23 protein-coding genes are annotated in these 26,723 nt (G+C 58.3%); 15 read left to right on the top strand and 8 right to left on the bottom strand.

Annotated elements, in window-relative coordinates:
- Window positions 1-130 precede the first annotated feature (130 nt).
- The gene (locus AB5Y83_RS13005) at window positions 131-1,186 is read right to left on the bottom strand and encodes a PA0069 family radical SAM protein (protein ID WP_236398513.1); all 1,056 of its coding nucleotides are present in this window, start codon (window positions 1,184-1,186) and stop codon (window positions 131-133) included.
- A 173-nt stretch (window positions 1,187-1,359) separates the two neighbouring features.
- On the opposite strand from AB5Y83_RS13005, the gene AB5Y83_RS13000 reads away from it, so the two are divergent.
- The 14 genes from AB5Y83_RS13000 (at window position 1,360) to AB5Y83_RS12935 (ending at window position 18,311) form a co-directional block, all read left to right on the top strand.
- Window positions 1,360-1,947 (top strand): tetratricopeptide repeat protein, encoded by a 588-nt coding sequence (locus AB5Y83_RS13000; RefSeq protein WP_279487648.1) that lies wholly within the window; start codon window positions 1,360-1,362, stop codon window positions 1,945-1,947.
- A 232-nt stretch (window positions 1,948-2,179) separates the two neighbouring features.
- On the top strand, window positions 2,180-4,108 hold the full coding sequence (gene thrS, locus AB5Y83_RS12995; RefSeq protein ID WP_064336042.1) for a threonine--tRNA ligase: 1,929 nt from the start codon (window positions 2,180-2,182) through the stop codon (window positions 4,106-4,108).
- Window positions 4,109-4,129: 21 nt separating this feature from the next.
- Window positions 4,130-4,660 (top strand): translation initiation factor IF-3, encoded by a 531-nt coding sequence (gene infC, locus AB5Y83_RS12990; RefSeq protein WP_196783562.1) that lies wholly within the window; start codon window positions 4,130-4,132, stop codon window positions 4,658-4,660.
- An 86-nt stretch (window positions 4,661-4,746) separates the two neighbouring features.
- Window positions 4,747-4,944, top strand: coding sequence for a 50S ribosomal protein L35 (rpmI, locus tag AB5Y83_RS12985; RefSeq protein WP_005336688.1), 198 nt, complete (start codon window positions 4,747-4,749; stop codon window positions 4,942-4,944).
- A gap of 15 nt (window positions 4,945-4,959) precedes the next feature.
- Window positions 4,960-5,316, top strand: coding sequence for a 50S ribosomal protein L20 (rplT, locus tag AB5Y83_RS12980; protein ID WP_005336687.1), 357 nt, complete (start codon window positions 4,960-4,962; stop codon window positions 5,314-5,316).
- A gap of 379 nt (window positions 5,317-5,695) precedes the next feature.
- Window positions 5,696-6,679, top strand: coding sequence for a phenylalanine--tRNA ligase subunit alpha (gene pheS / locus AB5Y83_RS12975; protein ID WP_005336686.1), 984 nt, complete (start codon window positions 5,696-5,698; stop codon window positions 6,677-6,679).
- Window positions 6,680-6,691: 12 nt separating this feature from the next.
- On the top strand, window positions 6,692-9,079 hold the full coding sequence (gene pheT / locus AB5Y83_RS12970; protein ID WP_021230076.1) for a phenylalanine--tRNA ligase subunit beta: 2,388 nt from the start codon (window positions 6,692-6,694) through the stop codon (window positions 9,077-9,079).
- A gap of 3 nt (window positions 9,080-9,082) precedes the next feature.
- Window positions 9,083-9,379: an integration host factor subunit alpha gene (ihfA, locus tag AB5Y83_RS12965; RefSeq protein WP_005300715.1), complete on the top strand. Its 297-nt coding sequence runs from the start codon at window positions 9,083-9,085 to the stop codon at window positions 9,377-9,379.
- Window positions 9,380-9,394: 15 nt separating this feature from the next.
- Window positions 9,395-13,384 carry a transporter substrate-binding domain-containing protein gene (locus AB5Y83_RS12960; RefSeq protein ID WP_368175290.1) on the top strand — a complete coding sequence of 1,330 codons (3,990 nt, stop codon included), beginning with the start codon at window positions 9,395-9,397 and terminating at the stop codon, window positions 13,382-13,384.
- Window positions 13,371-14,615 carry a response regulator gene (locus AB5Y83_RS12955; protein WP_128815039.1) on the top strand — a complete coding sequence of 415 codons (1,245 nt, stop codon included), beginning with the start codon at window positions 13,371-13,373 and terminating at the stop codon, window positions 14,613-14,615. The genes AB5Y83_RS12960 and AB5Y83_RS12955 overlap by 14 nt, the downstream gene beginning before the upstream one ends.
- Window positions 14,616-14,618: 3 nt before the next feature.
- Complete coding sequence (locus tag AB5Y83_RS12950; RefSeq protein WP_368175289.1) at window positions 14,619-15,260, top strand: GNAT family N-acetyltransferase; 642 nt, start codon at window positions 14,619-14,621, stop codon at window positions 15,258-15,260.
- Window positions 15,261-15,320: 60 nt separating this feature from the next.
- Entirely contained in the window at window positions 15,321-16,094 is a 774-nt protein-coding gene (gene cobB / locus AB5Y83_RS12945) for a Sir2 family NAD+-dependent deacetylase (RefSeq protein ID WP_005351956.1), read from the top strand.
- A gap of 91 nt (window positions 16,095-16,185) precedes the next feature.
- Window positions 16,186-16,662, top strand: a complete 477-nt coding sequence (locus AB5Y83_RS12940) for a hypothetical protein (RefSeq protein WP_368175288.1) — start codon at window positions 16,186-16,188, stop codon at window positions 16,660-16,662.
- Window positions 16,662-18,311 (top strand): diguanylate cyclase, encoded by a 1,650-nt coding sequence (locus AB5Y83_RS12935; protein WP_368175287.1) that lies wholly within the window; start codon window positions 16,662-16,664, stop codon window positions 18,309-18,311. The genes AB5Y83_RS12940 and AB5Y83_RS12935 overlap by 1 nt, the downstream gene beginning before the upstream one ends.
- Window positions 18,312-18,397: 86 nt before the next feature.
- Here the strand turns inward: AB5Y83_RS12935 and AB5Y83_RS12930 are convergent, their stop codons facing one another.
- The 7 genes from AB5Y83_RS12930 to AB5Y83_RS12900 form a co-directional block, all read right to left on the bottom strand.
- Window positions 18,398-19,402: a substrate-binding domain-containing protein gene (locus tag AB5Y83_RS12930; RefSeq protein WP_005360590.1), complete on the bottom strand. Its 1,005-nt coding sequence runs from the start codon at window positions 19,400-19,402 to the stop codon at window positions 18,398-18,400.
- Window positions 19,402-20,334: a ribokinase gene (gene rbsK, locus AB5Y83_RS12925; protein ID WP_368175286.1), complete on the bottom strand. Its 933-nt coding sequence runs from the start codon at window positions 20,332-20,334 to the stop codon at window positions 19,402-19,404. The genes AB5Y83_RS12930 and rbsK overlap by 1 nt, the downstream gene beginning before the upstream one ends.
- Before the next feature lie 108 nt (window positions 20,335-20,442).
- Window positions 20,443-21,318, bottom strand: coding sequence for a ribose ABC transporter substrate-binding protein RbsB (gene rbsB, locus AB5Y83_RS12920; protein ID WP_368175336.1), 876 nt, complete (start codon window positions 21,316-21,318; stop codon window positions 20,443-20,445).
- Window positions 21,319-21,348: 30 nt separating this feature from the next.
- Complete coding sequence (gene rbsC / locus AB5Y83_RS12915; RefSeq protein WP_005336670.1) at window positions 21,349-22,317, bottom strand: ribose ABC transporter permease; 969 nt, start codon at window positions 22,315-22,317, stop codon at window positions 21,349-21,351.
- Complete coding sequence (gene rbsA, locus AB5Y83_RS12910; RefSeq protein WP_368175285.1) at window positions 22,314-23,843, bottom strand: ribose ABC transporter ATP-binding protein RbsA; 1,530 nt, start codon at window positions 23,841-23,843, stop codon at window positions 22,314-22,316. The genes rbsC and rbsA overlap by 4 nt, the downstream gene beginning before the upstream one ends.
- A gap of 35 nt (window positions 23,844-23,878) precedes the next feature.
- Window positions 23,879-24,298: a D-ribose pyranase gene (gene rbsD, locus AB5Y83_RS12905; protein ID WP_103252053.1), complete on the bottom strand. Its 420-nt coding sequence runs from the start codon at window positions 24,296-24,298 to the stop codon at window positions 23,879-23,881.
- A 233-nt stretch (window positions 24,299-24,531) separates the two neighbouring features.
- Window positions 24,532-25,149 carry a glutathione S-transferase family protein gene (locus tag AB5Y83_RS12900; RefSeq protein WP_216953560.1) on the bottom strand — a complete coding sequence of 206 codons (618 nt, stop codon included), beginning with the start codon at window positions 25,147-25,149 and terminating at the stop codon, window positions 24,532-24,534.
- 654 nt (window positions 25,150-25,803) lie between these two features.
- On the opposite strand from AB5Y83_RS12900, the gene AB5Y83_RS12895 reads away from it, so the two are divergent.
- On the top strand, window positions 25,804-26,595 hold the full coding sequence (locus tag AB5Y83_RS12895; protein WP_368175284.1) for a hypothetical protein: 792 nt from the start codon (window positions 25,804-25,806) through the stop codon (window positions 26,593-26,595).
- Window positions 26,596-26,723 lie beyond the last annotated feature (128 nt).

Raw genomic sequence — 26,723 nt, 5'->3', positions numbered from 1 at the left:
GCCATAGCTAATCCGTTAGAAAATGCTGAAAAGCGGGGTTCCCACAGGATGTGTCGCGGCAGTCTTTCCTCTCAACCTCTTGGCAAGCAAGGGCTTTGTGCTTGATGTGTGAAGGGCGTGAACAGGGGGATTAGAAGAGCGACAGCTGCTCCCCGGGGCGGATAAACCCATCCAGCCTGAGCTGAATATGGCGTTTGCCCAGATCAAGGCGTTTGCTGATAAGGCGAAAGCGCTGGGCCAGCAGATCGGCAAAGTGCCCCTCGCCGCGCATGCGGGTGCCGAAGGCGGTACTGTTGAGCCCGCCACCGCGGCTGGCTCGCAACTGATTTAAAATAGCCTCCTTCTGGCCCGGATAGTGGGTATCGAGCCAGTCCCCAAATAGCGGCGCCAACTCGTGGGGTAACCGCAGCAGGATGTAATCGGCGCAGCTGGCGCCTGCCTCGGCGGCTGATTTGATGATCTGCTCCAGCTCCGGCTCATTGAGCCGCGGGATCATGGGGGCAGCCAGTACCCCCACCTGCACGCCAGCGTTGGCCAGCTTCTCGATCACTTTCAAGCGGCCTGCACCCGTGCTGGCGCGGGGCTCCAGCTGTCGGCGCAGGGTTTCATTCAAGGTCGTCACCGATACCATCACCTGACACAGTCCCTCTCTGGCCAGCTCGGTCAACAGATCGAGGTCGCGCAAGATCATGGCGCTCTTGGTAATGAGCCCGACCGGATGGCGGTGGGCCAGCATCACTTCCAGCAACTGCCGGGTGAGGCAATAGCGCTGCTCGATGGGTTGATAGGGGTCGGTATTGGCGCCAATGAAGATGGTCTGTGGTTGATAGGCCGGTTTGGCAAACTCCCGGCGCAGCAGGTCGGCTGCATTGCGTTTAGCAAACAGCTTGCTCTCGAAATCAAGGCCAGGGGAGAGCTCCAGATAGGCGTGACTGGGTCTGGCATAGCAGTAGATGCAGCCGTGTTCGCACCCCTGATAGGGGTTGATGGAGCGACCAAAGGGGACATCCGGCGAGCTGTTGTAGCTGATGATACTGCGTGCATCGATCTCCCGCACCTCGGTGCCAGGCACAGAAGAAGTGAAGGCGGCATCCCAATCGGACGATTGCCAGCCGTCATCGACCGCTTCGACAAGGGGGCCGCTAAAACGGTGATCGATATTGTGGGGGCTGCCTCGTCCTGCCATGGTGTGCATCTATACTGTTTATACATACAGTTATTTTGCAGGTGCCCCGGATAAATGACAACAACTGCTGATCGAGCGGGTGCAAAAAGGGTTGTCGTAGGGATCTCTTGCTTGATCGCAACGCTACATTTCGTTTACATAGACGAAATGAGAACTGGATCACGGAAATCATCATGAGCCCCACCACTTCCCGCTGGCTGTTTATCGGTCTGTTTGCGCTGGTTATTTGGCGTCTGCTTCCGCTCTCCACCGAGCAGGAGATGGCTGCTGCCAACCGTGCCTGGCGTACCGGTCATTTCGATGAGGCGACCCGGATCTGGTCGCCACTGGCCGATCAAGGCCAACCTCGGGCGCAAGCCTTGATGGGCTGGAGCCATGAAGTGGGGCAGGGGAGCGAGCAGGATATCCATCAGGCCATCACGCTCTATCGCCAGTCGGCGCAGGCAGGGGATCCCTTCGGCCAATATCGGCTGGCAGAGCTCTATCTGCGCGGTATTGGGGTCAAGCGAGATCTGCGCCAAGCCTTTCACTGGATGGATCAGGCTGCCCGCAATGGTGATGTCCCGGCCATGCTGAAAGTCGGCGTCCTTCATCTGATGGGGGTCAGCGGCAGGGTCGATTTGCCTCAGGCGAAACAGTGGCTCTATCAGGCGGCACAAAAGGGCAACAAGCTGGCGCTTCAGGTGCTGCAAGAGCTGGCGCTGGCCGAGGAGGGGAGCAGTGACTTTGACTTCAACTGGCAATCTCTGCTTGGTGAATAGTCGGTAGGCGACTCATTTGACTGTAGAAAATATCTGCAAATCCGATACAGCACGCCCAACTTCTGGTAGCATGGAGCCGTTTTGGCTTGGTTTGTCACGTTAGACACGCTGTTTGCGTGTCAGGCCGTCTTCGCAAAGTGCTGTGGAGAACCAGAACATCACCTTTTTGAATCTCTTTTCCATCCCGCATGTGACCTTTGGTAGGGGTCACCACTGTATAAGGAAACACATAATGCCAATCATTACTCTGCCTGACGGCAGCCAACGTCAATTTGCCCACTCTGTTTCCGTCATGGATGTGGCTGCGGACATCGGTCCCGGTCTCGCCAAGGCGTGCATTGCCGGTCGGGTAAACGGTGAACTGGTGGATGCGTGCGAGCTGATCGAAGCTGATGCCTCGCTGGCCATCATCACCGCCAAAGACGAAGAAGGTCTGGACATCCTGCGCCACTCCTGCGCCCACTTGCTGGGTCATGCTATCAAGCAACTCTGGCCCCAGACCAAGATGGCCATCGGTCCTGTCATCGACAACGGCTTCTACTATGACGTTGATCTTGACCGTACCCTGACCGATGAAGATCTGGCTGCCCTGGAAGAGCGCATGCTGGCGCTGGTAGCCAAGGATTACGACGTCATCAAGAAGAAAGTCTCCTGGCAAGAAGCGCGCGATGTATTCGAGGCGCGCGGCGAGTCTTACAAAGTCGAAATCCTGGATCAGAACATTGCCCGTGATGACCAGCCAGGTCTCTATCATCACGAAGAGTACATCGACATGTGTCGCGGCCCGCACGTGCCCAACATGCGTCACTGCCACCACTTCAAGCTGCTGAAGATGTCCGGCGCCTACTGGCGCGGTGACTCCAACAACAAGATGCTGCAGCGTATCTACGGTACCGCCTGGGCTGACAAGAAGCAGCTCAAGGCCTATCTGCAGCGTCTGGAAGAGGCCGCCAAGCGCGATCACCGCAAGATCGGCAAGCAGCTCGACCTGTATCACATGCAGGAAGAAGCACCCGGTATGGTGTTCTGGCACAACGATGGCTGGACCATCTTCCGTGAGCTGGAAACCTTTATCCGCGGCAAGCTCAAAGAGTACGACTATCAGGAAGTGAAAGGTCCGTTCATGATGGATCGCGTTCTGTGGGAGCGTTCAGGTCATTGGGAGAAATACGCCCAGGCCATGTTCACTACCCAGTCCGAGAACCGCGAGTACGCCATCAAGCCGATGAACTGCCCGGGTCACGTCCAGATCTTCAACCAGGGTCTGAAGTCCTACCGCGATCTGCCGCTGCGTATGGCCGAGTTTGGTTCCTGCCACCGCAACGAGCCGTCCGGTTCCCTTCACGGTCTGATGCGGGTGCGCGGCTTCACTCAGGATGACGCTCACATCTTCTGTACCGAAGAGCAGATCATGGAAGAGGTCTCCGGCTGTATTCGTATGGTCTATGACGTCTACGGTACCTTTGGCTTCGAGAACATCGTGGTCAAGCTCTCCACTCGTCCCGAGCAGCGTATCGGCTCCGACGAGATGTGGGATCGTGCCGAGAAAGCCTTGGCCGAAGCGCTGGAACTCAACGGTCTGAAGTACGATCTGCAGCCGGGTGAAGGGGCGTTCTACGGTCCCAAAATTGAATTTACCCTGCACGATTGCCTTGATCGTGCGTGGCAATGTGGTACCGTGCAGCTCGACTTTGCCCTGCCTGGTCGTCTGGGTGCCACTTATGTGGGCGAAAACAACGATCGCCATGTACCTGTGATGATCCACCGGGCCATCCTGGGTTCTATCGAGCGCTTCATCGGTATTCTGACTGAAGAGTACGCCGGTCTGTTCCCGACCTGGTTGGCACCGACTCAGGCTGTGGTCATGAATATCACGGACAATCAGGCCGATTATGCGGTGAAAGTAGCCAAAGCATTGAATGATGCGGGCCTTCGCGCAAAAGCGGACTTGAGAAATGAGAAGATTGGCTTTAAAATCCGCGAGCATACTTTGAAGCGAGTACCTTTCATGCTGGTCTGCGGCGATAAAGAAGTTGAAGCCGGTAAGATTGCAGTACGGACTCGTAAAGGGGCTGACCTGGGCACTTATCCTGTTGAAGAGTTCATCGCTCTGTTGACCCAGGAAGTTCAGACCCGCGGACAAAAGAAAGTGGAGGAATAAGCTATAAAAGGCGGAAAAAAACTGGGCAAGCAACCGCAAGCCCGCGCTCACCGGATCAATGAAGAGATCCGTCTGAAAGAAGTTCGTCTGACTGGTCTGGATGGTGAAGCCATTGGCATCACCTCCATTCAGGATGCTCTGAACTTGGCCGCAGAGGCCGGAGTTGATCTGGTAGAGATCAGTCCAAATGCTGAGCCGCCCGTTTGCCGGATCATGGATTACGGCAAATTCCTCTACGAAAAGAGCAAAACAACCAAAGAACAGAAGAAAAAGCAGAAAGTCGTCCAGGTCAAGGAAATCAAATTCCGTCCTGGCACTGACGAAGGCGACTATCAGGTAAAACTACGCAACCTGGTTCGCTTTCTGGAAGACGGGGACAAGGCTAAGGTCACCCTGCGCTTCCGTGGTCGTGAAATGGCCCACCAGGATCTTGGTATCAAGGTTCTGGAGCGCGTCAAGAACGATCTGGAAGAGTTGGCCGTAGTCGAGTCGTTCCCGAAAGTCGAAGGCCGTCAAGCTGTGATGGTTCTCGCACCTAAGAAGAAATCTTAAGGCCCACAAGAAATTGACTCATGGGGCCTGCCCCATGAGTTGGTTCGCCTTGCGATTTTGTTGTCACTCACAATGCGGAGTATGAAATGCCGAAGATGAAAACCAACCGGGGTGCTGCAAAGCGCTTCAAAAAGACTGGCTCGGGTCGCTTCAAGTGCAAGCATAACCACCTGCGTCACATCCTGACCAAGAAGAGCAGCAAGCGTAAGCGTCAGCTGGGACCGAAATTCATGGTTTCTGCTGCCGACCACAAACGTGTTGTCGCTTGTCTGCCGTACGCATAAGGGGGGATGTGAAAAATGCCAAGAGTTAAACGTGGTGTGACTGCTCGAGCTCGTCACAAGAAAGTAATGAAAGCCGCCAAAGGTTACTACGGTGCCCGTTCCCGTGTTTACCGCGTAGCGGTACAAGCGGTAACCAAAGCTGGTCAGTATGCCTACCGTGACCGTCGCCAGAAAAAGCGTCAGTTCCGTCAGCTGTGGATTGCGCGTATCAACGCTGCAGCCCGTCAGAACGGTCTGTCCTACAGCCGTCTGATTAACGGTCTGAAGAAGGCTTCTATCGAGATCGATCGCAAGATCCTGTCCGATATCGCCGTTCACGACAAAATGGCTTTCACCGCCCTGGTTGAAAAAGCTAAAGCAGCTCTGGTTTAATCCAGTCCTGTTATAAACGCTAAAAGGAGGCTCAGGCCTCCTTTTTTGTATCTATAACTCTCTGTGTTACATCAGTTTTTCCTTTCTCTCGTCCATATTCTGTCCACTGTTTTACACGAGCTGCATATTTCTCCACACAAGGTGATATGTGCGAGATGACCTGTTCTACAAATAGTCTATATGCCAACAAACTAGATGTTTGTTCCAGTATTTCAGGAGTGGCAGTGAACCGATGAGACTCGCTTGATATAACAAAATGATTTGTAGGGAGAAAAGCCAACCTTAGCTATGGTCAGCGAAGGGGCTTTTTTTGTATTATTCCACTCTTGACCTTATTTAGCCTAAAGGCTCCTGTACCGGGAGTGGTGACGAGGAAGACATGCAACAGCTTGAAGAAGTAGTCGGCCAAGCCAGAGCCGAAATTGAGGGCGTGAGCGATATCGCGACCCTCGACGAAATCCGGGTCAAATATCTGGGTAAAAAGGGCTTTTTTACCGAGCAGATGAAGGGCCTGGGTGCCTTGTCTGCTGAAGAGCGTCCCGCCGCGGGCGCCGTGATCAACCAGGCAAAACAACAGGTTCAGGATGCGCTGAACGAGCGTCGTGAAGCGCTCGAAGTTGCTGTGCTGAACCAGAAGCTGGCAGCCGAGACCATCGACGTCAGCCTGCCGGGCCGTCGCATCGAGAATGGCGGTCTGCATCCGGTAACCCGCACCATTGAACGCATCGAGCGCCTGTTTGGCGAGATGGGCTTCAAGGTTGCCCGCGGTCCCGAGATTGAAGATGGCTTCCACAACTTCGATGCGCTGAACATTCCGGCTCATCATCCGGCGCGTACCGATCACGATACCTTCTACTTCAATCCTGATCTGATGCTGCGTACCCACACCTCCGGTGTGCAGATCCGCACTATGGAACATCAGCAGCCGCCGATCCGCATCATTGCACCGGGCCGCGTCTATCGTAACGACTACGACATGACCCACACCCCGATGTTCCATCAGGTTGAAGGCCTGCTGGTTGACGAGCATGCCAGCTTTACCGAGCTGAAGGGCATTCTGCACGACTTCCTGCGCAACTACTTCGAGGAAGACCTGACCATTCGCTTCCGTCCTTCCTATTTCCCGTTCACCGAGCCGAGCGCTGAAGTGGACGTGATGGGCAAGAACGGCAAGTGGCTGGAAGTGCTGGGCTGTGGCATGGTTCACCCGAACGTACTGCGTTCAGTCGGCATCGATCCGGAAAAATACTCGGGCTTTGCCTTCGGCATGGGCGTTGAGCGCCTGACCATGCTGCGTTACGGGGTCAACGACCTGCGTGCCTTCTTCGAAAACGACCTGCGCTTCCTCAAGCAGTTCAAGTAAGGGCGAGAGAACATGAAATTCAGTAAATCCTGGGTGATGGAGTGGGTCCGCACCGAGTTGAGTGACAATGCGCTGGCCGAACAGATCACCATGGCCGGTCTGGAAGTGGACGCCGTGGAAGCGGTGGCTGGCCAGTTCAACAATGTGGTTGTGGGTGAAGTGGTCGAGTGCGCCCAGCATCCTGACGCCGACAAGCTGCGGGTGACCAAGGTCAACGTGGGTGAAGCCGAGCTGCTGGACATCGTCTGCGGCGCGCCAAACTGCCGTCAGGGCTTGAAAGTGTGTGTGGCCAAAGTAGGGGCGACCCTGCCGGGTGATTTCACCATCAAGAAAGCCAAGCTGCGTGGCCAGCCGTCCCATGGCATGCTCTGCTCTTTCAGTGAGCTGGGTATCGACGTTGAAGCCGATGGCATCATCGAGCTGCCGGCCGATGCCCCCATCGGTACCGATATTCGCGACTACCTCAATCTGAACGACGTCTCCATCGACGTGGATCTGACTCCGAACCGTGCCGATTGCCTCGGTATCGCCGGTCTGGCCCGTGAAATTGGCGTGCTCAACAGCGTGGACGTGGTCGAGCCGACCTGGGCACCAGCTGTTGCCACCATTGATGCAACTTTCCCGATCCGGGTTGAAGCACCAGCTGATTGCCCCCGTTATCTGGGCCGCGTCATCAAGGGGCTGAACTTGCAGGCCCAGAGCCCGCTCTGGATGCAAGAGAAGCTGCGCCGTGGCGGCATTCGTTCCATCGATGCCATTGTCGACATCACCAACTACCTGCTGCTGGAATACGGTCAGCCGATGCACGCCTTCGATCTGGCTACCCTGGAAGGGGAGCTGGTGGTGCGTCGCGCCCACACCGATGAGCCGATGACCCTGCTCGACGGCAACGAAGTGAAGCTCAAAGAGACCACCCTGGTGATTGCCGATGCCAAAGGCCCTGCCTGCATGGCCGGTATCTTCGGTGGCAATCGCACCGGTGTTTCCGAGACCACCACCGACATCCTGCTGGAGTGCGCCTTCTTCGCGCCGCTCTCCATCACCGGCCGTGCCCGTGCCTACGGTCTGCACACCGACTCTTCCCATCGCTTCGAGCGCGGGGTGGATCCGCAGCTGCAGGCCAAGGTGATGGACAGAGCCACCCGTCTGCTGCTGGATATCTGCGGCGGTGAAGCCGGTCCGGTCATCGAGGTCAAATCCGATGCCCATCTGCCCAAGGCTGCCCCCATCAAGCTGCGTCGCAGCAAGCTCGATAAAGTGATCGGTATCAGCGTGGCGGATGCTCAGGTGGTCGAGATCCTGACTCGCCTCGGCATGCAGGTGACTGTGGATGCTGACGGTTGGACTGCGTTGGCGCCCTCCTGGCGTTTCGATATCGCCATCGAGGAAGACCTCATCGAGGAAGTGGCTCGCATCTACGGCTACAACAACATCCCGAACCTGAAACCCGCCGCCTCTCTGGCGATGGTGGAGCAGGCAGAAGGGCAGGTGACCCTGAAGCGCGTGCGCGACCTGCTGGTTGACCGCGGTTTCCAGGAAGCGATCACCTACAGCTTCGTCGATCCCAAGACCCAGCAAACCCTGTTCCCGCAGAGCGATGCCATCGTGCTGCCGAACCCGATCTCGGTCGAGATGTCCGCCATGCGCGTCTCTCTGTTCCCGGGTCTGGTGCAGGCGGTGGTTTACAACCAGAACCGTCAGCAGCCGCGTGTGCGTCTGTTTGAACAGGGTCTGCGTTTCATCAAGGATGAAAGCGCCGAGAACGGCATCCGTCAGGAGCCGATGCTGGCCGGTATCATCACTGGCAACCAGAGCGACGAGCACTGGGATATCAAAACCCGTGCAGCCGACTTCTTTGATTTGAAAGGGGATCTGGAAGCGGTGCTGGACTTGACCGCCGAAGGGGCCACCTTTACCTTCGAGCGCACCGAGCACAGCGCCCTGCACCCGGGCCAGAGCGCAGCCATCCTGCGTAATGGCGAGATCATCGGCCACATCGGCGTGATCCACCCGAGCCTCGAGAAGAAGCTGGGCCTCAAGAGCCGTGCGGTGATGTTTGAGCTGGAGCTGGATAAGCTGACCCCGGCCAAGGTGCCGGTTGCAGCCGAGGTTTCCAAGTTCCCGGCGAACCGTCGCGACATCGCCGTCGTGGTCGATCGTCAGGTTCTGGCAGGTGATGTGCTTGCGGTAATTAAAAAAGTTGGCGGAAATCAGGTAGTTGGAATAAACTTGTTTGACGTATACCAGGGGGCTGGTATGGCAGAGGACAAGAAGAGCCTGGCCATCAGTCTTGTATTGCAAGATACCCAGCGCACCCTGGAGGAGAAAGAGATTGCCGAGACCGTAGACAATGTCGTGCGGGCCCTTGGTGAAGAGTTGAATGCATCCTTGAGGGATTGATCTATGGCGCTTACCAAAGCCGACATTGCAGAGCACCTGTTCACCCAGCTCGGGATGAGCAAGCGTGAAGCCAAAGATATGGTGGAAGCCTTCTTTGAGGAAATCCGACAGGCGCTTGAGCGTGGTGAACAAGTCAAGATTTCAGGCTTCGGTAACTTTGACCTTCGTGAGAAGAATCAGCGTCCCGGACGTAACCCCAAGACGGGCGAGGATATTCCTATCAGCGCCCGCCGCGTGGTGACCTTCCGGCCTGGCCAGAAGCTCAAGGCCAGGGTAGAAAATGTTGAACCCAACGAGTGATAAAAAGCCAGGCAGATGCCTGGCTTTTGTTTTCAGATGACCAAATTCCCCGTTTTTCTTCTAGGTGCCGTACTGGCACTGCCATTGCACGTCAAGCCTTTGCAGACCACAGTGCTGCCGTTGGCGCCGGCGACCCAAGCTTATGTAAATTCACTGAGTCAGCTTTCGCTCTGCTATCCTGCGACGCTTCCTCCACCATACCTGATGGCCGAGGGGGGACTGCTCAAGGATCGTCTCGCCCGGTTGCAGGAGCTGTTCCCGATTCCGCTGGTGCTCAAAGAGTTGCCCGATTGGCAGACATTGCGCAATGGGCTCGCAGAGGGTGACTGCGACATCATTCCCTATGTCGGAACCCGCAAGAAGGCCGTGGAGGGTATGCGGTTAAGTCGTCCGATGATGGAGACCGATGCCGCCATCCTCTACAAGGGAGAAAATCTCAAACAGGCCCGCTTTCTGGTCTACTCGGTGGCAGACTCAGCCCGCCTGCTGCACGAGCTCTATCCCCAGGCACGCGTTATTTCCCTAAAAAGCGGAGAGAAGGTCTACGACGCGCTGCAGAGTGGCAAGGGTGACGCCTATCTGGGGGACTATCTGCAACTGCGCTATCTGATGCGCGAGTTTCCTGCCGATGGGTTGCGCCTGCGCCGCCTGTTTGGTGAGGATCGGATCATCAGCTATCGCTTGATGATGCGTGATCAGCCTGAGTTGGCCAATCTGGTGGACACCCTGATCCGTCATATGCCCGCCGGTACTATCTATACCGATCTGGCTCGCTATCTCGATCAGGGGTCGCTATATGTCAACCAGCCCCACTTCAGCGATACCGAGCAGGCCTGGTTATCCGGCCGCGGGCGCACCATTCGCCTGGTGGTCAATCCCGAGTTGATGCCCTATAGCGGCGTCAATGATCTCGGGGAGGCGAAAGGGTGGAGCGCGGATGTGCTGCGCTGGGTCACCCAGGAGACCGGCCTGAAATACAAGCTGGTGCATGCCGCCAGCAAGGCGGAGGCCGTAGAAAAGCTGCGCCGTGGTGAGGCGGATATGATGGCCGGCTTGCCGGAATCCCCGGCATTGACGGATCAGTTCATTTTCAGTCGGACGATCTCCACCAACCGGTTTGCTTTGATCAGCAAGCGCAAGCTGGCTGCCGATCGCATCACCCAACTCAAGCGGCAGCGTATTCTGGTGCCGGAATCCCTCTACGATCCCTCCTTGCTCGCCCTGCTCGGTGATCAGGAGTGGCTTCGCACCGACGGCCTCGAGCAGGGGCTTGCCGCGATCAAACAGGGCAAGGCTGACGCCATGCTGAGCGAGCTATATCAGCTGCAATATCCCCAGCGTACCAACTTGCTGGAAGGGCTCGATATCGAGGAGCTGGAAGATCGCTTCAGTCTTGGCTTTGCCATCAACAAGAGTCAGACCGAACTGGCCGGGGTGATGGATCGCAACCTGATGGCACTGACCAGCACCCAGATTGATGAACTAAACCAGCGCTGGCGTCGCTTGCTCGTCGTGCAGCAGCCCGGCGTGAGCTACGCCGCCTGGTTTGGCTCCATTGCCATGGCACTGCTGATCAGCGGTATCGTCATCGGCGGGATCTGGCGCTCCCGCCAGCAACTGGCACGGGAGGTGGCCCAGCGTCACGCCGCCGAGAAGGCGCTAGCCATCGAGAGCGAGCTGCGGGAAACCATGTTTCAGGCGTTGCCGGTGCCCGTCTATCTGCGCAATAGCCAGGGCAAGGTGATCAAATCCAACAAGCAGGGGCGACGTCTGGCCCTGCGCTATTCGCAGCAGTTGATGCTGCCGCCGGTGCAGCCTCAGAAGAGTGAAGGGGAGCTTGTGCTGGGGGATCAGGTCTTCGCCTATGCCCAGCATCCGCTGCGGCTGGACAAGCAGGCACCAGCCACCGATCTTATCGCCCTGTCGGATATCAGTGTGCTGCGTGAGCAGGCCCGTTTTTTGCGTCAGGCAGAACGCCGCCTGCGCGCCCTGACCAATACCGTTCCCGGCGTGGTGCTGCAGTTTATGTTCGAGCGGGGACGGGTAGGTGGGATCGAGTTTATCAGCCGGGGCTGTTACGAGCTGCTGGGGCTGGCGAGTCAGCAGATCCGTCGTGAGCCCAAACGGGTGCTCATTATGCTGGAGCGCGAGGATCGTCGTCGGGTAAGCCGTGAGATGTTCGCCATGTTGCAGGCTGGCAAACCCTTCGCGTTCACCATGCGCTATTACCATCCGACCAAGGGTCTGCGCTGGTTGCAGCTCTATGGCCGTGGCCGCAGTCAACCGCAGGGTTGGCGAATTTATGCGGTGATGCAGGATGCCACTGCCCGGGTCGAGCAGGATCAAGCACTGCAGCACTCCCATGAGCAGGCGCAACAGGCAGTTCTGGCCAAGGGGCGCTTTTTGGCCGCCATCAGCCACGAGATCCGCACGCCGATGAACGCCATGCTCGGTTTGCTGGAGTGGCTGGCCAGCACTCCTTTGTCGAGAGAGCAGGATTCGGCGCTGGCGCGGGTGCGTCAGGCGGGGGATGAGCTGCTCGGCCTGCTCAACGATGTGCTCGACTTTAGCCGCAACGAAAACAGCAAACTCTCCCTCTCGCCGCAACCCACCGATTTTGCCGAGCTGTGCGAGCACGTGGCGGCGGTGCACTGGACCAAGGCGCGGGCCAAGGGATTGCAACTGCGCCTTAAGTTGAACCCGGCTCTGCCAGCCCTGCAGACCCTCGACCCTCACCGGGTACGGCAAGTACTCCACAACCTGCTCTCCAATGCCATCAAGTTCAGCCTGCGTGGGGAAGTGGTGCTGTGGGCCGAGGTGGTTGCATCGACCTTGCGCTTTGGTGTGGATGATCAGGGACCGGGGATCACTACCAAGATGCGCACCACGCTCTTTATGCCGTTCGAGCAGTTTGCCGTTGAAGGCCAGCTGCGGGCGCCGGGCACCGGTCTTGGTCTGGCGATCTGCAAGCAGCTGATCGAGCAGATGGGGGGTCTTATCGATGTCGAGGGGCGTGTTGGTGGTGGTAGCCGCTTCTATTGCGAGTTGCCCCTGAAGCGGGTGCAGCAGGAGCCGGACTGGCTGCCCAATGTGCGGCAGCTGGCACTCTCTTTACCCCACGATGAGGCGCAAGCGCTCTCGCCCTGGCTCAGTCGCTTGGGGATCGCCACCGTCAGCAACGCCGTTGATACGCTGCAAGCGGAGGTGGACGAGAAGGGGCTCTACTATTGGGCCTGGCAAGGGGAGTCCTGGGTGCCCGGGACCATCATCACCCTGCTGCAACCACGCTTGACCCCGGATCAACCGGTCGCCGGTACGCAGCCAGGGCTCGGCATGCGGGTACTGCTGGTTGAAGATCACGATGTCAATCGCGAGCTGATCAGCCTGCAACTGGGGCAACTTGGTGCCAGCGTTATCACTGCCGCCAACGGGCAGCTGGCGCTGGAGATGCTGGCGCAGCAAGAGGTGGATTTTGTGCTGACCGATCTGCAGATGCCGGTGATGAACGGGGCCGAGCTGTGCAGGCAATTGCGCCAATCCGCCCGTTGGGCCCGTCTGCCGGTCTATGTGATCACCGCAGATCTCAGTGATCAGGCGGCAAGGGAGCTGCAATCCTGCGGTTGCGATGGCCATCTGGACAAGCCGGTCGCCCTCAAGGAGCTGGCGACCTTGCTGCGCCATATTGCCAAAGAGGGGAGCAATGTTGTCGCCCCGACACCGGTTGCCTCGCTGCTGACCGATGAACTGGCCGCCCTTTATCTGAAGGCTACCCGTGATGATTTGGCCGAACTTGAGCGCTGCAGCACAGAAGAAGATGAAGTTGGCGTGAATGCTGCTTTACACAAGTTGAAGGGGGCCGCCAGAATGGTAGGGGCGACTGCGTTGGTGGCGGTCATTGAAGAGTGGCAACAGGCGCCCCATCCGATGCTGCAAGCCAGATTGAACCGGGCACTGGATGAGTTCAGCCAGCAGTTTTCAAAGAGGGCTCAAGATGATCATCACTGATGAAGAATTACTGGCGTTGCTCGATTCGGAAGAGCATGAGGCGGCAGGATTTTGCCCCATTGTGCTCTATGCCCTCGACAGCACCGCCCATGAGTTGGCCAGCACCATGACATTGCCCTCCTATGTCACGCTGCACCGTACCCGACCGGATGCCTGCTGGCAGTGGGAAGGGTTGTTTGCGGCAGGTGCCATTGCCCTTTACGACCCCGCCGCTCATCAGCAGGCTGACTATTTCCCCCAGTTGCAGCAGCATGAGGGGATCTACGCTATCGGCGAAGATTGGCTGGGGGGGCTTGCCGCCAGTTATCGTGACTGGTGCAACTGGCTGGCCGCTAACAAGGTGCTGCTGCTCGAGGATCACCCGTTTCAGGGGATGCAACTGCAACAGACCATCGCCGGGTTGGGGCTCTCCTGTCAGTGGGTACAGGATGAATCGGCCTGCCTTGCGGCATTGTCGGCGGGCGACATCAGCCTGCTGGTGTGCGATCTCAGTCTGGTGGAGCAAGATGCCATCAGTCTGCTGATGAACCAGCCCCAGTTGCAGGAGGCCGGGCTGCCCATTGTGCTGCTTTCGGCCCATGAGCAGACGCTGATCGACGGTGCCCGCCGCCTGCTGCACGATGCCGGTTTCAATATTCTGGCGGCGCTGGCCAAGCCGCTTGATTGCGACGAGCTGCTCAGGTTGCTGCGTCGACTCTATCTGGGCCCGCTGCGTCAGCAGCGCTTGAGCGGCCAGCGTCGCTCCATCCGCCGGTGGCAGGGGGAGGTGCAGGGTCAGCTAGGGCTGCTCTCCAGTCCCGCGACCCCTCATCCGGTCTGGCTGGCGGTAACGGGTTTACCCAGCCGCTGGGAGGCGCTCAAGGATTGGCTGACGGAGCAGTCGCGTACCCCAGCCGAACTGACCCTGCTGATCCACCGTCGTGACCACCTGCTCGGCAATGCCGATCGCTTCGCGCTGGTGCTGCAAGCCAGTTTGGCGGGGAGCAAGCTGGCGCTGCTGCTCGATAACAGCCAGCATCTGCCATTCGATCTGCTGGAGCGTTTGCCGCTGCAAGCCTTGCTGCTGGGGCAGGGGATCTTGCCGGAGATGGAGTCCTTGACCGGTGACTCCCTGCTGGGACGCTTTATGGCCCGGGTTCGGGAGCTGGGGATCGCCGTCTATCTGGATGATCCTTACAACCTGCTCGACGTCGAGGTGTGGCGAGAGCGCGGTATGACGGGGCGCTGGTAAGCCATGCCGCGCTACCTCTGCTGGCCCATGCACCGGGAGCGCCTTGGCAAAGGACTGGAGGGCTGGCCCCATCCGGTTTCCCGAGCTGCGCTGCCACTGGCTATGGAGGTCTCCGGGGTGCCTTGCTTGCTGCGCGAGCTGCATGGTGTGGCGCCTGCCCGCATGCTGGCCGCTTACGATGCATTGAGTGAAGAGAGCATCTATCTGCGCTTTATGCGCCCGAAACGGACGCCGCCACCGGAACAGGTGGCTCAATTTCTCAATTACCATCCCGAACAACAGATCTCGCTGCTACTGACCGATCTGGCCGGTGAGCCGCTGGCTCAGGCGCAATCAATCCGCCGCCGCCTTCATCCCGATCGGGCGGAGTTCTCCTGCATCGTGGCGGATCACTTCCAGCACAAGGGGGCGGGGAGGCGGATTCTGCTGGCGCTGGCACTGTTGGCCAGGGCGGACGGGATCCGAGAGTGGACGGCGGAAGTGCTGGCCCAGAACCGGCCGATGCTGACTCTGCTCAAGCGCCTTGGCTTGCCGCTGACCCTGGTGACCGGGCGGGAGATGGTCTTTGTCAGGCTGGATCTGTCGGTACTGGATGCCTGGTTACCCGTGTTGCCAGCGGCGCCGCTTAAGACCAAGGGCGAATAGTGACACTTTTTTCCCTGTGCTAAGGTCACATTTATTGTGCGGGGATAGACGGAGCAGCTTATGGCGCAGTCATATAAACATATCGTGATCCTGACCGGCGCGGGGATCTCTGCCGAATCCGGCATCAAGACTTTTCGTGCCTGCGACGGTTTGTGGGAAGAGCACAAGGTCGAGGATGTGGCGACTCCCGAGGGGTATGCCCGGGATCCCGAACTGGTGCTGCGCTTTTACAACTCCCGCCGCAAACAGCTGCAACAGCCCCAGGTTCACCCCAATCCGGCCCACTATGCGCTGGCCCGCCTCGAGCGACTGCTGCCCGGCACGGTCACCCTGGTCACCCAGAACATCGACAATCTGCACGAGAGCGCTGGCAGCAAGAACCTTATCCATATGCACGGGGAGCTGCTCAAGGCCCGCTGCCCCGAGTCCGGTCAGGTGATCGAGTGGCGCGGCGATCTCCATCAGGACGAGCTCTGCTCCTGTTGCCAGTTCCCCCAGCCGATGCGTCCCCATGTGGTCTGGTTTGGCGAAATGCCGCTGGGGCTGGATCGCATCTACAGCGCGCTGGCCCAGTGCGATCTCTTTATCTCCATCGGCACCTCTGGCGCCGTCTATCCAGCCGCCGGGTTTGTCCATGAGGCGGGCCTCAACGGGGCGCACACCATCGAGCTCAATCTCGAACCGAGCGAGGTGGGTAGCCAGTTTGACGAAAAACGCTATGGCCCAGCCTCCCTGCTGGTGCCCGCCTATGTCGATGAGTTGCTGGAGGCGTGCGGCATTCATCAACCGAGGCAAGTCGAGGGGCACAACTGGATGGAGATGCGCGGTCCCTGAGCTACTGTGCGACGGGACAGTTGCAATGGTTCGGTGAAATCGCCACACTGGCAACCATTTAAAAAATGGGACGCAGTTGGCGCAAATTACCATGACCGCAGTAAAGCAATGGATCGCTTTTTTTCTCCTGATGCTGGCCAGTGCCAGTGCATCGGCCTCCATCCCCCTGATGACTCTGGTACTGCCAGATGGCCAGCAGGTGACCCTCGATGAGTCGGCCCTCTCCGCCTTGCCACAGACCGAATTCACCACGACTACCCCCTGGACTCAGGGCGCCCACCACTATCGCGGGCCGACCCTGTCAGCCGTGCTGGCGGCGCAAGGGATCCCGGATGCTCGCAAGATCGCCGTCTCGGCCCTCAACGGCTATCAGCAGGTGGTGGATCTGGCCCTGTTCGACGGCGTGCCGCTGACCCTGGTGCGTCAGGAGGACGGCAAACCGCTGACCCGGCGCAACAAGGGGCCGCTTTGGCTGCTCATCCCGTTCACCACCTATCCCAAGCTGGACGAGCCTGCCATTCACAACTGCATGGTGTGGCAGGTGACCCACATCGAGATCGTCGATTGATGGGGCTATCCCGCCAAAATCTGCTGTTGGTTGCGGTGTCGCTGCTGTTTCTGCTCTCGTCGGGCAGCAGCCTCTATCTGCAGTATCGGCAGGAACAGCTGGTCGATACCTTCTACCGCAATGTCCACTGGAACATCAGCCAGGTAATGCTCGAATCCCAGCGTTTCCTCTACGACCTGCAGCTCTATCGGGCTGGCAGACTGTCGATGGAGACCCTGAGCCTTGATTACGATCTGCTGTGGAACCGGCTCGACATCTTCCTCATCAGCAGCGAGACCGCCGAGATGCGCCAGCGGCACGGGCTCGGCAAGGTGCTGGCCACCCTGTTCGAGCAGATCAAGCAGCTCGAACCCCAGATGGAGGCCGGTGCGCTGCGCGAGGGGGCTGAGCTTGCCCGCTTGCAGGAGGCGATCGCCAGCCAGACCCGTCTCGTCGAACAGATAGGGGATCAGATCCTCTCCGGCCAGGAGCGGGAGCATTCGGTCAGCCAGATCCGCAACAGCCTGTTCTGGCTGCAGATCTGGCAACTGATCCTGTTGCTGACCGGTGGCGCTCTGGTCGCTGCCCTTATTCGCGCCAATCTGGCGAACCGTCGGCTTGCCCTGCTCGATCCCCTGACCCAGCTTGGCAACCGCCGTGCCCTGCAGGAGCAGCTCTCTCGCGCTCTGCATGCCGGCGAGGTGAGCGCCCTGGTGGTGCTCGATCTCAAGCGCTTCAAGCAGGTCAATGATCTACTGGGTTATCAGGTTGGTGATCGGCTGTTGCAGATGGTGGCCAGCAAGCTGCAGCAGGCCCATGGCAGCCACGCTTACCGGCTCGGCGGAGATGAATTTGCCGTGGTGCTGACCAAGGCGAATGATGCGCTGGAAACCGCCATTCATGAGCTGGTGGATCTGCTCCATTTCGAGTTCGTGACCCGGGAGTGCAGCTTCGATCTGGCCTGTCGGCTCGGGGTTGCCAAGGCGCAGCAACAGGATGCCGCCCGGTTGCTGGATCAGGCCATCCTGGCCCTCAACCAGGCCAAGCGTAGCCAGGAGGGGGCGATCAGCTGGTTTGAGCCCGCCATGCTGCAGCAGTTGCAGTTGAGTCAGCAGCAGCTTCATCAGCTGCGAGAGTGGCTGGCGGGGCGCGAGCCTGCACCGCTGCGAGTGGCATTGCAGGCGCTGACGGACGGGCAGGGCAACGACATGTGGCAATTGGCGATTGAGTGGCGTGAGCAGGGAGTGCCCTGTCAGATGCGCTGGCTGCAGGAGTGCGGTGTGCTGGGGCCCGTGTTGGCCCGTGTGCTGCAAACGCACGAGGCGCAGTATGCCGATGGTCGGGCACTTCTGGTCCCGCTCGACAACCAGGCCCAGCTGACTCATCTACTGGCCTATCTGCCGGAGGCTTCCCGTACGCCGCTAGTGTTGCTGGTACCGACGCTACAGCCGGATGGTGCCTTGCTGGCGGGATTGCGGCAACAGGGTTGCACTCTGGCGCTCAGAGAGATTGGCAGTACAACCGCGGCGCAGCTGGCAGCCGGCTGGCCTGTCCGCTACTGGCTGCCGCAGGGTGATGAAGATGGCGAGTTGTTGCAGCCTCTGGCCCGACGATTGGGGTTGGTACCACTGCAAGTGCTGGCGGCCAGGGAGACCAGGTCGCTGGCCTGAGGGCAAAAAGCGGTATTGCACCGGCAAGAGATAAAACGAAACAAGGCGACCTCGGGGTCGCCTTGTTCGTTTATTGCCCCTGAAAGTCAGGGGCGAGGGGCGCAGGATTGTCTGATCACCAGATCCGGGTCAACGGTGATCAGGTGGTTCTCCACCGCTTCGCCGTTGATGCGGGCCAGCAGGCGGGTGACGGCGAGGCGCCCCAGCTCCTCCTTGGGCTGGTTGACGGTGGTGAGTGGCGGCGACATAAATTCGGCCAGCGCCACATTGTCATAGCCAACGATGGAGATATCCCGCGGGATCACTAGCCCCGCCTGATGGGCGGCACTGATGGCTCCCATCGCCATCATGTCGTTGCAGACAAAGAGGGCGGTGGGGCGCTCGGGCAATGCCAGCAGACGGGTCATCGCCTGATGGCCGCTGGCGCAGTCAAAGTCCCCCTCCTGGATCCACTCTTGATTGATCGTGAGACCTGCCTCCTGCAACGCCTGCTCAAAGCCAGCTTGGCGCTGGTTGGCGGGGGCGCGGCTGTGGGGGCCTGTGATACAACCGATGGCGGTATGGCCCAGCTCAATCAGATGGCGGGTCGCCAGATAACCACCGTGGAAGGAGTTGTCGGCGATAAGATCCACATCCTCGCTGACCAGCCCCCAATCCATCACCACCACCGGCAGGCTCTTGAGCCAGTCGAGCTGGTTGAACACCTCTTGTTGGCCTTCGCTACACATGATCAGCAGGCCATCGACCCGCTTGCGCAGCATCATCTTGAGGTAGGAGAGGGCGGTTTCTGCCTGCCCTTCGGTGTTGCCCAGCATCAGGTTATAGCCCTGCTCGAAGCAGTAACGTTCCACCCCGCGCACCACTTCGGCAAAGAAGGGGTTGCTGGAGGTGGTGACCAGCATGCCGATACTGTTGGTCTCCTTCACCTTAAGGCTGCGGGCCACCAGACTCGGGGCATAGTTGAGATCACGCATGGCCGCAAAGACCCGTTCGCGGGTCTCCTCGGCCACGAAACGGGTCTCGTTGATGACATGGGAGACGGTGGTGGTGGAGACCCCCGCCAGCGCCGCCACCTCCTTGATATTGGCCATCAGTTCCCCTGCGCAGTCTGCTCAAGCAGGAAGGTGTCGACATCCTGCTTGCTCGGGATGGAGCTCTGGGCACCGAATCGGGTGACGGAGAGTGCCGCCGCCCCGTGGGCAAAGCGCACCGCGCTGTGGAAATCGGCACCCGCCAGTTCCGCCGCCAGCAGGGCGCCGTTGAAGGTATCGCCTGCGGCTGTGGTATCCACCGCCTTGACCCGAAAGCCCGGTATCAGCTGTTGCTGCTGGGCGTTGCTGCAATAGACCCCCTGCGACCCCAGGGTGATCATCACGTCCGCAATACCCATCTGGTGGAAGCGGGCGGCCGCCTCGTGGGCACTCGCTTCGTCGGTGACTTTGACGCCGGTCAACAGCTCGGCCTCGGTCTGGTTGGGGGTGATAAGATCCACCAGTGCCAGCAGTTCGCTCGAGAGCGGACGGGCGGGGGCGGGGTTGAGCACCACCCGGGTGCCGTGGGCGCGGGCCAGCCGTGCTGCTTCATGGACACTCTCGAGCGGCACTTCCAGCTGCAACAGCAGGGTGTGGGCGTCGGCGATCATCGCTTCGTGGTTTTTCACCACAGCAGGGGTGATGGCACCGTTGGCTTCGGCGGAGATACCTATGCTGTTCTCCCCCTCATCGCTCACATAGATGATGGCGATACCGGTCGGGAGCTTGGGATCGAGCTCGACGGCGCTGACGTCGATGCCATCTTTGGCAAAGCCGCTCTTCATCTGGTGGCCGATGGCGTCATCACCGATGCGGGCGATAAAGGAGACGGGGGCGCCGAGGCGGGCGGCAGCGACAGCCTGATTGGCCCCCTTGCCACCGGGCACCACCTGATAGCTGTGACCGGTCAGGGTTTCACCTGGGCGAGGAAAGTGGGGAACGCGCAGCACATGGTCTGCATTGACACTGCCCAGAACGACGAGACGATTCATGTTGACTACTCCTGATGCATCTTGGCTTGAACACGATGACTGAGTGAGTTCAAGCCGGGAGGCACCTGAACGAGAGGGAAAAGGGGAGGCGAACCTCCCCTCGAGCACTTACTTGCTGACTACTTGCAGCGGTACCGGAATGGATTTCTCTACCGGTTGACCCTTCAGCACCTTGTCGGCAGTCTCGACGCCGATGGCACCGATCAGCGCAGGCTGCTGGGCCACGGTGGCGGCCAGTTTACCCTTGGCAACGGCGGCTTTGCCATCGTCAGTGCCGTCGAAGCCGACGATCATCACTTCTTTACTGGCAGCCTGCACGGCGCGGATGGCACCCAGCGCCATCTCGTCGTTCTGGGCAAAGACTGCTTGAACGGTCGGGTGGGCCGCCAGCAGGTTTTCCATGACGTTCAGACCCTTGGTGCGGTCAAAGTCGGCAGGCTGGGAAGCCAGCACCTGCAGCTTGTTGGCCGCCACGGCCAGGGCAAAACCTTCGCCACGGTCGCGGGCGGCGGAGGTACCGGCAATCCCTTCCAGCTGGATCACCTTGGCACCGGTGCCCAGTTTCTCGGTGATAAAGTCACCGGCCAGCTTGCCGCCCGCCACGTTGTCGGAGGCAATGTGGGCCTTGACCTCACCCTGCGCGGCGCCGCGGTCCAGGGTCAGCACCGGAATGCTGGCGCGGTTGGCCAGACGGATGGCGTTGCCGACTGCTTCGGAGTCGGTGGGGTTGATCAGGATGGCGCCGACCTTGCGCACGGTGAGATCTTCCATGTTGGAGAGCTCTTTGGCCGGGTCATTCTGGGAGTCCAGTACTACCAGCTCGTAGCCAAGCTCCTTCGCTTTGGCTTCGGCACCCTCTTTCATGGTGACGAAGAAGGGGTTATTGAGGGTGGAGACCACCATTGCCAGGGTTTGATCGGCGGCTTGGGCGGTGCCCAGCACGGACATGATGGCGGCAGCGAGCAGGGTATTGAGCTTTTTCATCATTTCATTCCTTGTGTGTGGCTTGTCTTATCAACGATTGCTTTTGTTATCGATCATCACGGCAAGCAAGATCACGCTGGCCTTGGCGATCATCTGGTAATAGGAGGATACGTCGAGCAGGTTGAGGGCGTTGTTCAGGAAGCCGATGATCAGCGCACCGATCAGGGTACCCATGATGCGACCCTTGCCGCCCATCAGGCTGGTACCACCCAGCACCACTGCGGCGATGGCATCCAGCTCGTAACCCATGCCCGCCGTCGGCTGGGCAGAGGAGAGACGAGAGGTAACGATAAGCCCTGCCAGCGCCGAGAGCGCGCCGCACAGACCATACACCGCCAGCTTCACCCGATCCACATTGATACCGGAGAGGCGGGTAGCAGATTCGTTGCCACCCAGCGCGTAGATGTAGCGACCGAGACGGGTGTGGTTGAGCATGAACCATGCGAGCAGGAAGACGATAGCCATCAGCCAGATGGGCACCGGCAGACCGAACAGGTAACCGGTACCGAGCCAGGCGAAATGATCTGCGCCGTCACTGAAACCGGTGGAGATGGGACGCCCCTCGGTATAGACCATGGTGATGCCGCGCAGAGCGGTCATGGTGACCAGGGTGGCGATAAATGCCTGTACCTTGCCCTTGGCAATGATGAGGCCGCTGACGCCGCCCAGCAGGGCACCGGCACCCAGAGTGAGGGGCACCACCAGCCAGATCGGTAGCTCCATGGCGACCATAGTCGCCGCCAGCGCACCGCACAGGGCCAGTACCGAGCCGACCGACAGATCGATACCGGCGGTAAGGATAACCAGCGTCATACCGACAGCCATGATGGCGTTGACCGAGGTCTGGCGCAGGATGTTGAGCAGGTTGTCGGCGGTGAAGAAGTTGGGGCTCAGAAAGGAGACCACACCGATCAGGACCAGCAGCGCGACCAGGGATTTGTTCTCGATCCACCACGCCTTGCTCATGACGCCACGGCGGGAAAGGGTTTGGGTTGTCATTGGGATGCCTCTTGCTCTGCTTGCCACTGTTTACCGACTGCCGCCGCCATCAGCTTCTCCTGATTGGCATCGCGGGTGTTGAACTCTGCGCTGATGCGCCCTTCGTGCATCACCATGATGCGATCGCTCATGCCGAGCACTTCCGGCATTTCGGAGGAGACCAGAATGATGCTCATCCCCTCTTTCTTGAACTGGTTGATCAGCTGATAAATTTCCTTTTTCGCCCCCACATCGACGCCGCGGGTCGGCTCGTCGAGGATCAGTACCTTGGGCCGGGTCAGCAGCCCCTTTGCGATGGCCACCTTCTGCTGGTTGCCGCCGGAGAGCAGTTTTATCAGCTGATTCTGACTCGGGGTCTTGATGTTGAACAGACGCACATAGTCGCTCACCGCCTGCCGTTCGGCCTTGCCGTCAATCTTGCCGTTGCTGATGAACTCGTCGAGGGCGCACAGACTCATGTTTTCCCGCACCGACAGCTCCAGCACCAGCCCATCGCCTTTGCGATCTTCGGAGATATAGGCGATGCCTGCGGCCAGCCCATCGGCCGGGCTTTTGGGCACCAGAGCATGACCGTCCACTGCCACTTCACCGGCGCTGATGGGGCTGGCGCCATAGATCAGCTTCATCAGCTCGGTACGGCCGGAGCCCATCAGGCCGCTAAAGCCCAGAATTTCACCCTGACGCAGGGAGAAGCTCACCCCGCGCACGCCGGGACCGGCCAGATCTTTCACCTGCAGGCTGACGGGTCCAAGCTCGCGCTCAAGGCGCGGATACTGCTCTTCCAGCCGGCGCCCCACCATCATCTCGATGATCTTGTCTTCATCCAGATCGCTCACCGCCTTCTCGCCGATCCACTTGCCATCGCGCAGCACAGTGACCCGATCGCAGATCTCGAAGATCTCCTTGAGGCGGTGGGAGATATAGACGATGCCGCAACCCTGCTCACGCAGCTCGCGGATAACCTTGAACAGCTGCTCGGTTTCGGTATCGGTCAACGCATCGGTGGGTTCATCCATGATGATGACGCTGGCATCGAACGACAGCGCCTTGGCGATCTCCACCATCTGCTGTTCGCCGATGGAGAGATCCCCGAGTCGGGTATCCGGCCCGTGTTTGACGCCAAGTCGCGCCAGCAGGCCGCTCGCCCGTTCGCGCAGCTGTTTGTGGTCGATGCTGCCAAAACGGGTACGCGGTTCGCGCCCGAGGAAGATGTTGGCGGCAATCGACAACTCCGGCAGCAGGTTCAGCTCTTGGTGGATGATGCTGATCCCCTGATCCTGAGAATCGCGCGGCCCCTTGAAGTGGACCGGCTGACCGCGGTAGCTGACGCTGCCCGCATCGGCCTGATAGATACCGGTCAGCACCTTCATCAGGGTGGATTTGCCGGCGCCATTTTCACCGAGCAGGGCCATCACCTGGCCCGGATAGACCCGCAGACCCGCTTCGTCGAGGGCGCGCACACCGGGGAAGGTCTTGACGATCCCGGTCAGCTCCAGAATGGGTGAGAGGGGGGAGGTTGTGCTCATTTGCAGCTTCCTTGAAGAGGCATTCTTTGACGAATTCAGAACGCCACACCGGCGCAGAGGATCAGGTTGGCGTAGGGGGTCACCTCGCCGCTGCGCACGATCGCCTTGCTCTGGCGGGAGCGGGTTTTGAACTCCTCGTGCAGGCAGTATTCGATGGCGATGGGCTTGCCCTGGGCGGCTGCGTGCGCCTCAAGCTGATCGACCAGCGCCTGATGGGCGGCGGGGCTGATCTGCTTGATCTCGCTTGCCATGATCGCTTTCTCCACCACCAGATCGGTGAGCAGGGCAGTCAGTACGGTTTCAAGACTGGGCGTCCCCGCCATCAGCGCCAGATCGATCCGCTCCGGACCTGCCGGAATGGGCAAGCCTGCATCGCAGACGGTGATCTCGTCGGTGTGGCCCATCTGTGCCACCAGAGCACTCAGGGGAGCATTGAGCAGTACGCCTCGTTTCATACAGCACCTCATCAGGCCTTGGCCCGTCAATCTGTGAACCGCTAGGCAACCGGTTACGCAACCGGTTGCGTCATGGCGCAAAGATAGGCTTTTTACTAAGGAAGGGCCACGGCAAAACCACGGAAATGTGAAAACGATCTCAAAGGCGGGAGAAGAAGTGCAGGGGAGGTGGCAGGAAGGGTGTCAGCAGAGCCCTGACACCCTTGTTATTCATCGAGCTATTGATTTTATGGTTAGTTGGCCAGTGCCTTGGCGACCGCCGGGCGGCTCAGCATGCGCTGATAATGGTCGGCAACCTTGGGGAATTCACTGATCTCGACCCCATCGCTTTTCAGCCAGCCCGCGACCACGAACAGATAGATGTCCGCCACGCTGAACTGCTCGCCCAGCACCCAGGGGCCTGCCAGATAGTGCTGCTCAATCTGGGCAAAGCCATCGCGCATATTGCTGGCGACTTTCTGCTGCATGGCGGCAATGGCTTGCTCGTCATCCGCCCAGCGGCTGCCACGGCGGCCGTGGGCGTGGGAGACATGCACGGTGGAGGCGAGGAAGCTGTTGACCTCCTGCATGCGGGCCAGCAGGAACGGGTTGTCCAGCGGTGCCAGCTTGGCTGCGGGGAAGCGCTGCGCCACATAGAGCAGCAGTGCCGGGGTCTCGGTCAGGGTGCCCTGCTCGGTGACAAGGGCAGGCACCCGCCCTTTGGGGTTGATGGCAAGATACGCAGGATCACGCTGCTCCCCTGCGGCGAGGTTGACGAGACGGGGTTGGAACGGGGCATTCGCTTCCAGCAGGGCAATCTGCACGGCCATGGCACAGGTGCCGGGAGCGAAATAGAGGGTCAGATCGGACATGAATACTCCTGATTGGCTCAGGCCACCCGCGATATCGGCGAAAAATGTGTTTTCGTGATACCTCGAGGGGTCATGAAAAAAGAGAGGGGGCAACGTTTGCCCCCTCAACCAATCTACACCCCTTAGAGGTGATGAAAAAGCGCAGAATTAATCGGTTTGTTTGACCATTTCATAAATTCCTCGGCTAAGGGCGCAAATCAGATGGTGTTGAACTTGATGGGATAGTTGATACCTGAGGATGGGCGGTTGGTACTGAAAGGACTGGGGCACAATAGCGTCCTTGGTTGTTCTCCCGCTCTTGCACGATATGATCGTCATCAGATATTCTAATTTTTGGGTCGTTACAATGAATCCTATCTAACAAGACTGATCTTCATTTAGATCATCAAACAGAAAACGGCCTTTTTAGATAACTTTTTGATGACTGCAATCGTTTGTGTTTGATACCATGTTCTTCTACAAACTTTCCACGGCTTTCATGGTGGCTATAATGTTTTATCATGCTTTAATCCGGTTATAAAACAGCATGTAGGTAGTTGGAAATATATATGCAGTAGCCATGTTGTTTACTAAGAGAAGGGGAGTGAAACTCAGCGAAATTGAGAGTCTTAAGGAAAGGTAGGAAGTAGGTTAAGGAAAATAAAGAGGTGATCAATGGATGATGAAAAGGGAAACTCAAGCAATATCAAAAATAAAACCAAACTGATATCGGGTTTTGTAGCTTTGGCCGTGATAGGCGGAGGGTGGTACTGGTGGCTTAAAGAGCCCTATATTGAGCCAGAGATTAATCCCACCCCAACAGAATTGTTTACTATTCAGGGTGAGTTTCCTTTTGATAAGGGCTATCAATTAGCTGTTCATAGTACTTTCATTGCATCTAATAAAACTGACTCTACTTGCAGCAAAACTTTTTATGCGTTCGGTGTTATACCTGCAAATACTAGACTCAGGGGATGGCAAATAGATAACCCCATTAAGAAATATCAATCAAACAGATTCAGTGTAAAAGTGTCAAAAGACTATTTATTGCCTGACCGATGTAATTGGGTGTTAGATTCTGTTGGCTATTTTATAGTGAAGGCAGGTTCCGAGTTGGAGGCTAATTTGAAAGCTAACCCTTCAGATCAACATAATCGTCAAGGGTATTTTTTATCTTCAGCACACAGCAATTGGAGTGAGTTAAAACTGGGGAGTGTAAATATTTCATGCCGACCAGATGTTGGTCTTAAAAAATTAAAAGGTGGTGTTGTTTGTAAGCGACTGAATCAAAGAGAAGTAAATACATATAGACGTAACTATAAAGTTCATAATAAACCGCTACCATCGATAGTTAATTTTAAATTCGTTATGGAGGACAAAATGTCAAGCGCTAAACAAAATACTGTTTTAGAGAGTGCATATGGCGATCCACTAAATAATAATTTGTCCTATGAAAAGAGGGTATAAAGACTGTTAGTTAGATTAGCGAATCGTAATCGGACGTTAGCTGTTTCGATAAAATTGCACAGTTATTCCCCATAAACACATCCGTTTTGCCTATATCTCCACAGTGGGGTCGCTATGAGTTCCTCCCT

It is taken from the genome of Aeromonas sp. R5-4, from assembly GCF_040908215.1.
GTDB lineage: Bacteria > Pseudomonadota > Gammaproteobacteria > Enterobacterales > Aeromonadaceae > Aeromonas > Aeromonas veronii.
This window is presented reverse-complemented; position numbering and strand designations above follow the sequence as displayed.

Bases quoted from the DNA above. Each gene is read 5' to 3' on its own strand.
- AB5Y83_RS12960 (WP_368175290.1), top strand. From the start codon at position 9,395: ATGCCTGGCTTTTGTTTTCAGATGACCAAATTCCCCGTTTTTCTTCTA.
- rpmI (WP_005336688.1), top strand. From the start codon at position 4,747: ATGCCGAAGATGAAAACCAACCGGGGTGCTGCAAAGCGCTTCAAAAAG.
- AB5Y83_RS13005 (WP_236398513.1), bottom strand. From the start codon at position 1,186: ATGGCAGGACGAGGCAGCCCCCACAATATCGATCACCGTTTTAGCGGC.
- rbsC (WP_005336670.1), bottom strand. From the start codon at position 22,317: ATGACAACCCAAACCCTTTCCCGCCGTGGCGTCATGAGCAAGGCGTGG.
- ihfA (WP_005300715.1), top strand. From the start codon at position 9,083: ATGGCGCTTACCAAAGCCGACATTGCAGAGCACCTGTTCACCCAGCTC.
- rbsD (WP_103252053.1), bottom strand. From the start codon at position 24,298: ATGAAACGAGGCGTACTGCTCAATGCTCCCCTGAGTGCTCTGGTGGCA.
- AB5Y83_RS12940 (WP_368175288.1), top strand. From the start codon at position 16,186: ATGACCGCAGTAAAGCAATGGATCGCTTTTTTTCTCCTGATGCTGGCC.
- rplT (WP_005336687.1), top strand. From the start codon at position 4,960: ATGCCAAGAGTTAAACGTGGTGTGACTGCTCGAGCTCGTCACAAGAAA.
- AB5Y83_RS12935 (WP_368175287.1), top strand. From the start codon at position 16,662: ATGGGGCTATCCCGCCAAAATCTGCTGTTGGTTGCGGTGTCGCTGCTG.
- AB5Y83_RS12930 (WP_005360590.1), bottom strand. From the start codon at position 19,402: ATGGCCAATATCAAGGAGGTGGCGGCGCTGGCGGGGGTCTCCACCACC.
- AB5Y83_RS12950 (WP_368175289.1), top strand. From the start codon at position 14,619: ATGCCGCGCTACCTCTGCTGGCCCATGCACCGGGAGCGCCTTGGCAAA.
- pheS (WP_005336686.1), top strand. From the start codon at position 5,696: ATGCAACAGCTTGAAGAAGTAGTCGGCCAAGCCAGAGCCGAAATTGAG.
- AB5Y83_RS12900 (WP_216953560.1), bottom strand. From the start codon at position 25,149: ATGTCCGATCTGACCCTCTATTTCGCTCCCGGCACCTGTGCCATGGCC.
- thrS (WP_064336042.1), top strand. From the start codon at position 2,180: ATGCCAATCATTACTCTGCCTGACGGCAGCCAACGTCAATTTGCCCAC.
- rbsA (WP_368175285.1), bottom strand. From the start codon at position 23,843: ATGAGCACAACCTCCCCCCTCTCACCCATTCTGGAGCTGACCGGGATC.
- rbsB (WP_368175336.1), bottom strand. From the start codon at position 21,318: ATGAAAAAGCTCAATACCCTGCTCGCTGCCGCCATCATGTCCGTGCTG.
- pheT (WP_021230076.1), top strand. From the start codon at position 6,692: ATGAAATTCAGTAAATCCTGGGTGATGGAGTGGGTCCGCACCGAGTTG.
- AB5Y83_RS12895 (WP_368175284.1), top strand. From the start codon at position 25,804: ATGGATGATGAAAAGGGAAACTCAAGCAATATCAAAAATAAAACCAAA.
- AB5Y83_RS13000 (WP_279487648.1), top strand. From the start codon at position 1,360: ATGAGCCCCACCACTTCCCGCTGGCTGTTTATCGGTCTGTTTGCGCTG.
- AB5Y83_RS12955 (WP_128815039.1), top strand. From the start codon at position 13,371: ATGATCATCACTGATGAAGAATTACTGGCGTTGCTCGATTCGGAAGAG.
- rbsK (WP_368175286.1), bottom strand. From the start codon at position 20,334: ATGAATCGTCTCGTCGTTCTGGGCAGTGTCAATGCAGACCATGTGCTG.
- cobB (WP_005351956.1), top strand. From the start codon at position 15,321: ATGGCGCAGTCATATAAACATATCGTGATCCTGACCGGCGCGGGGATC.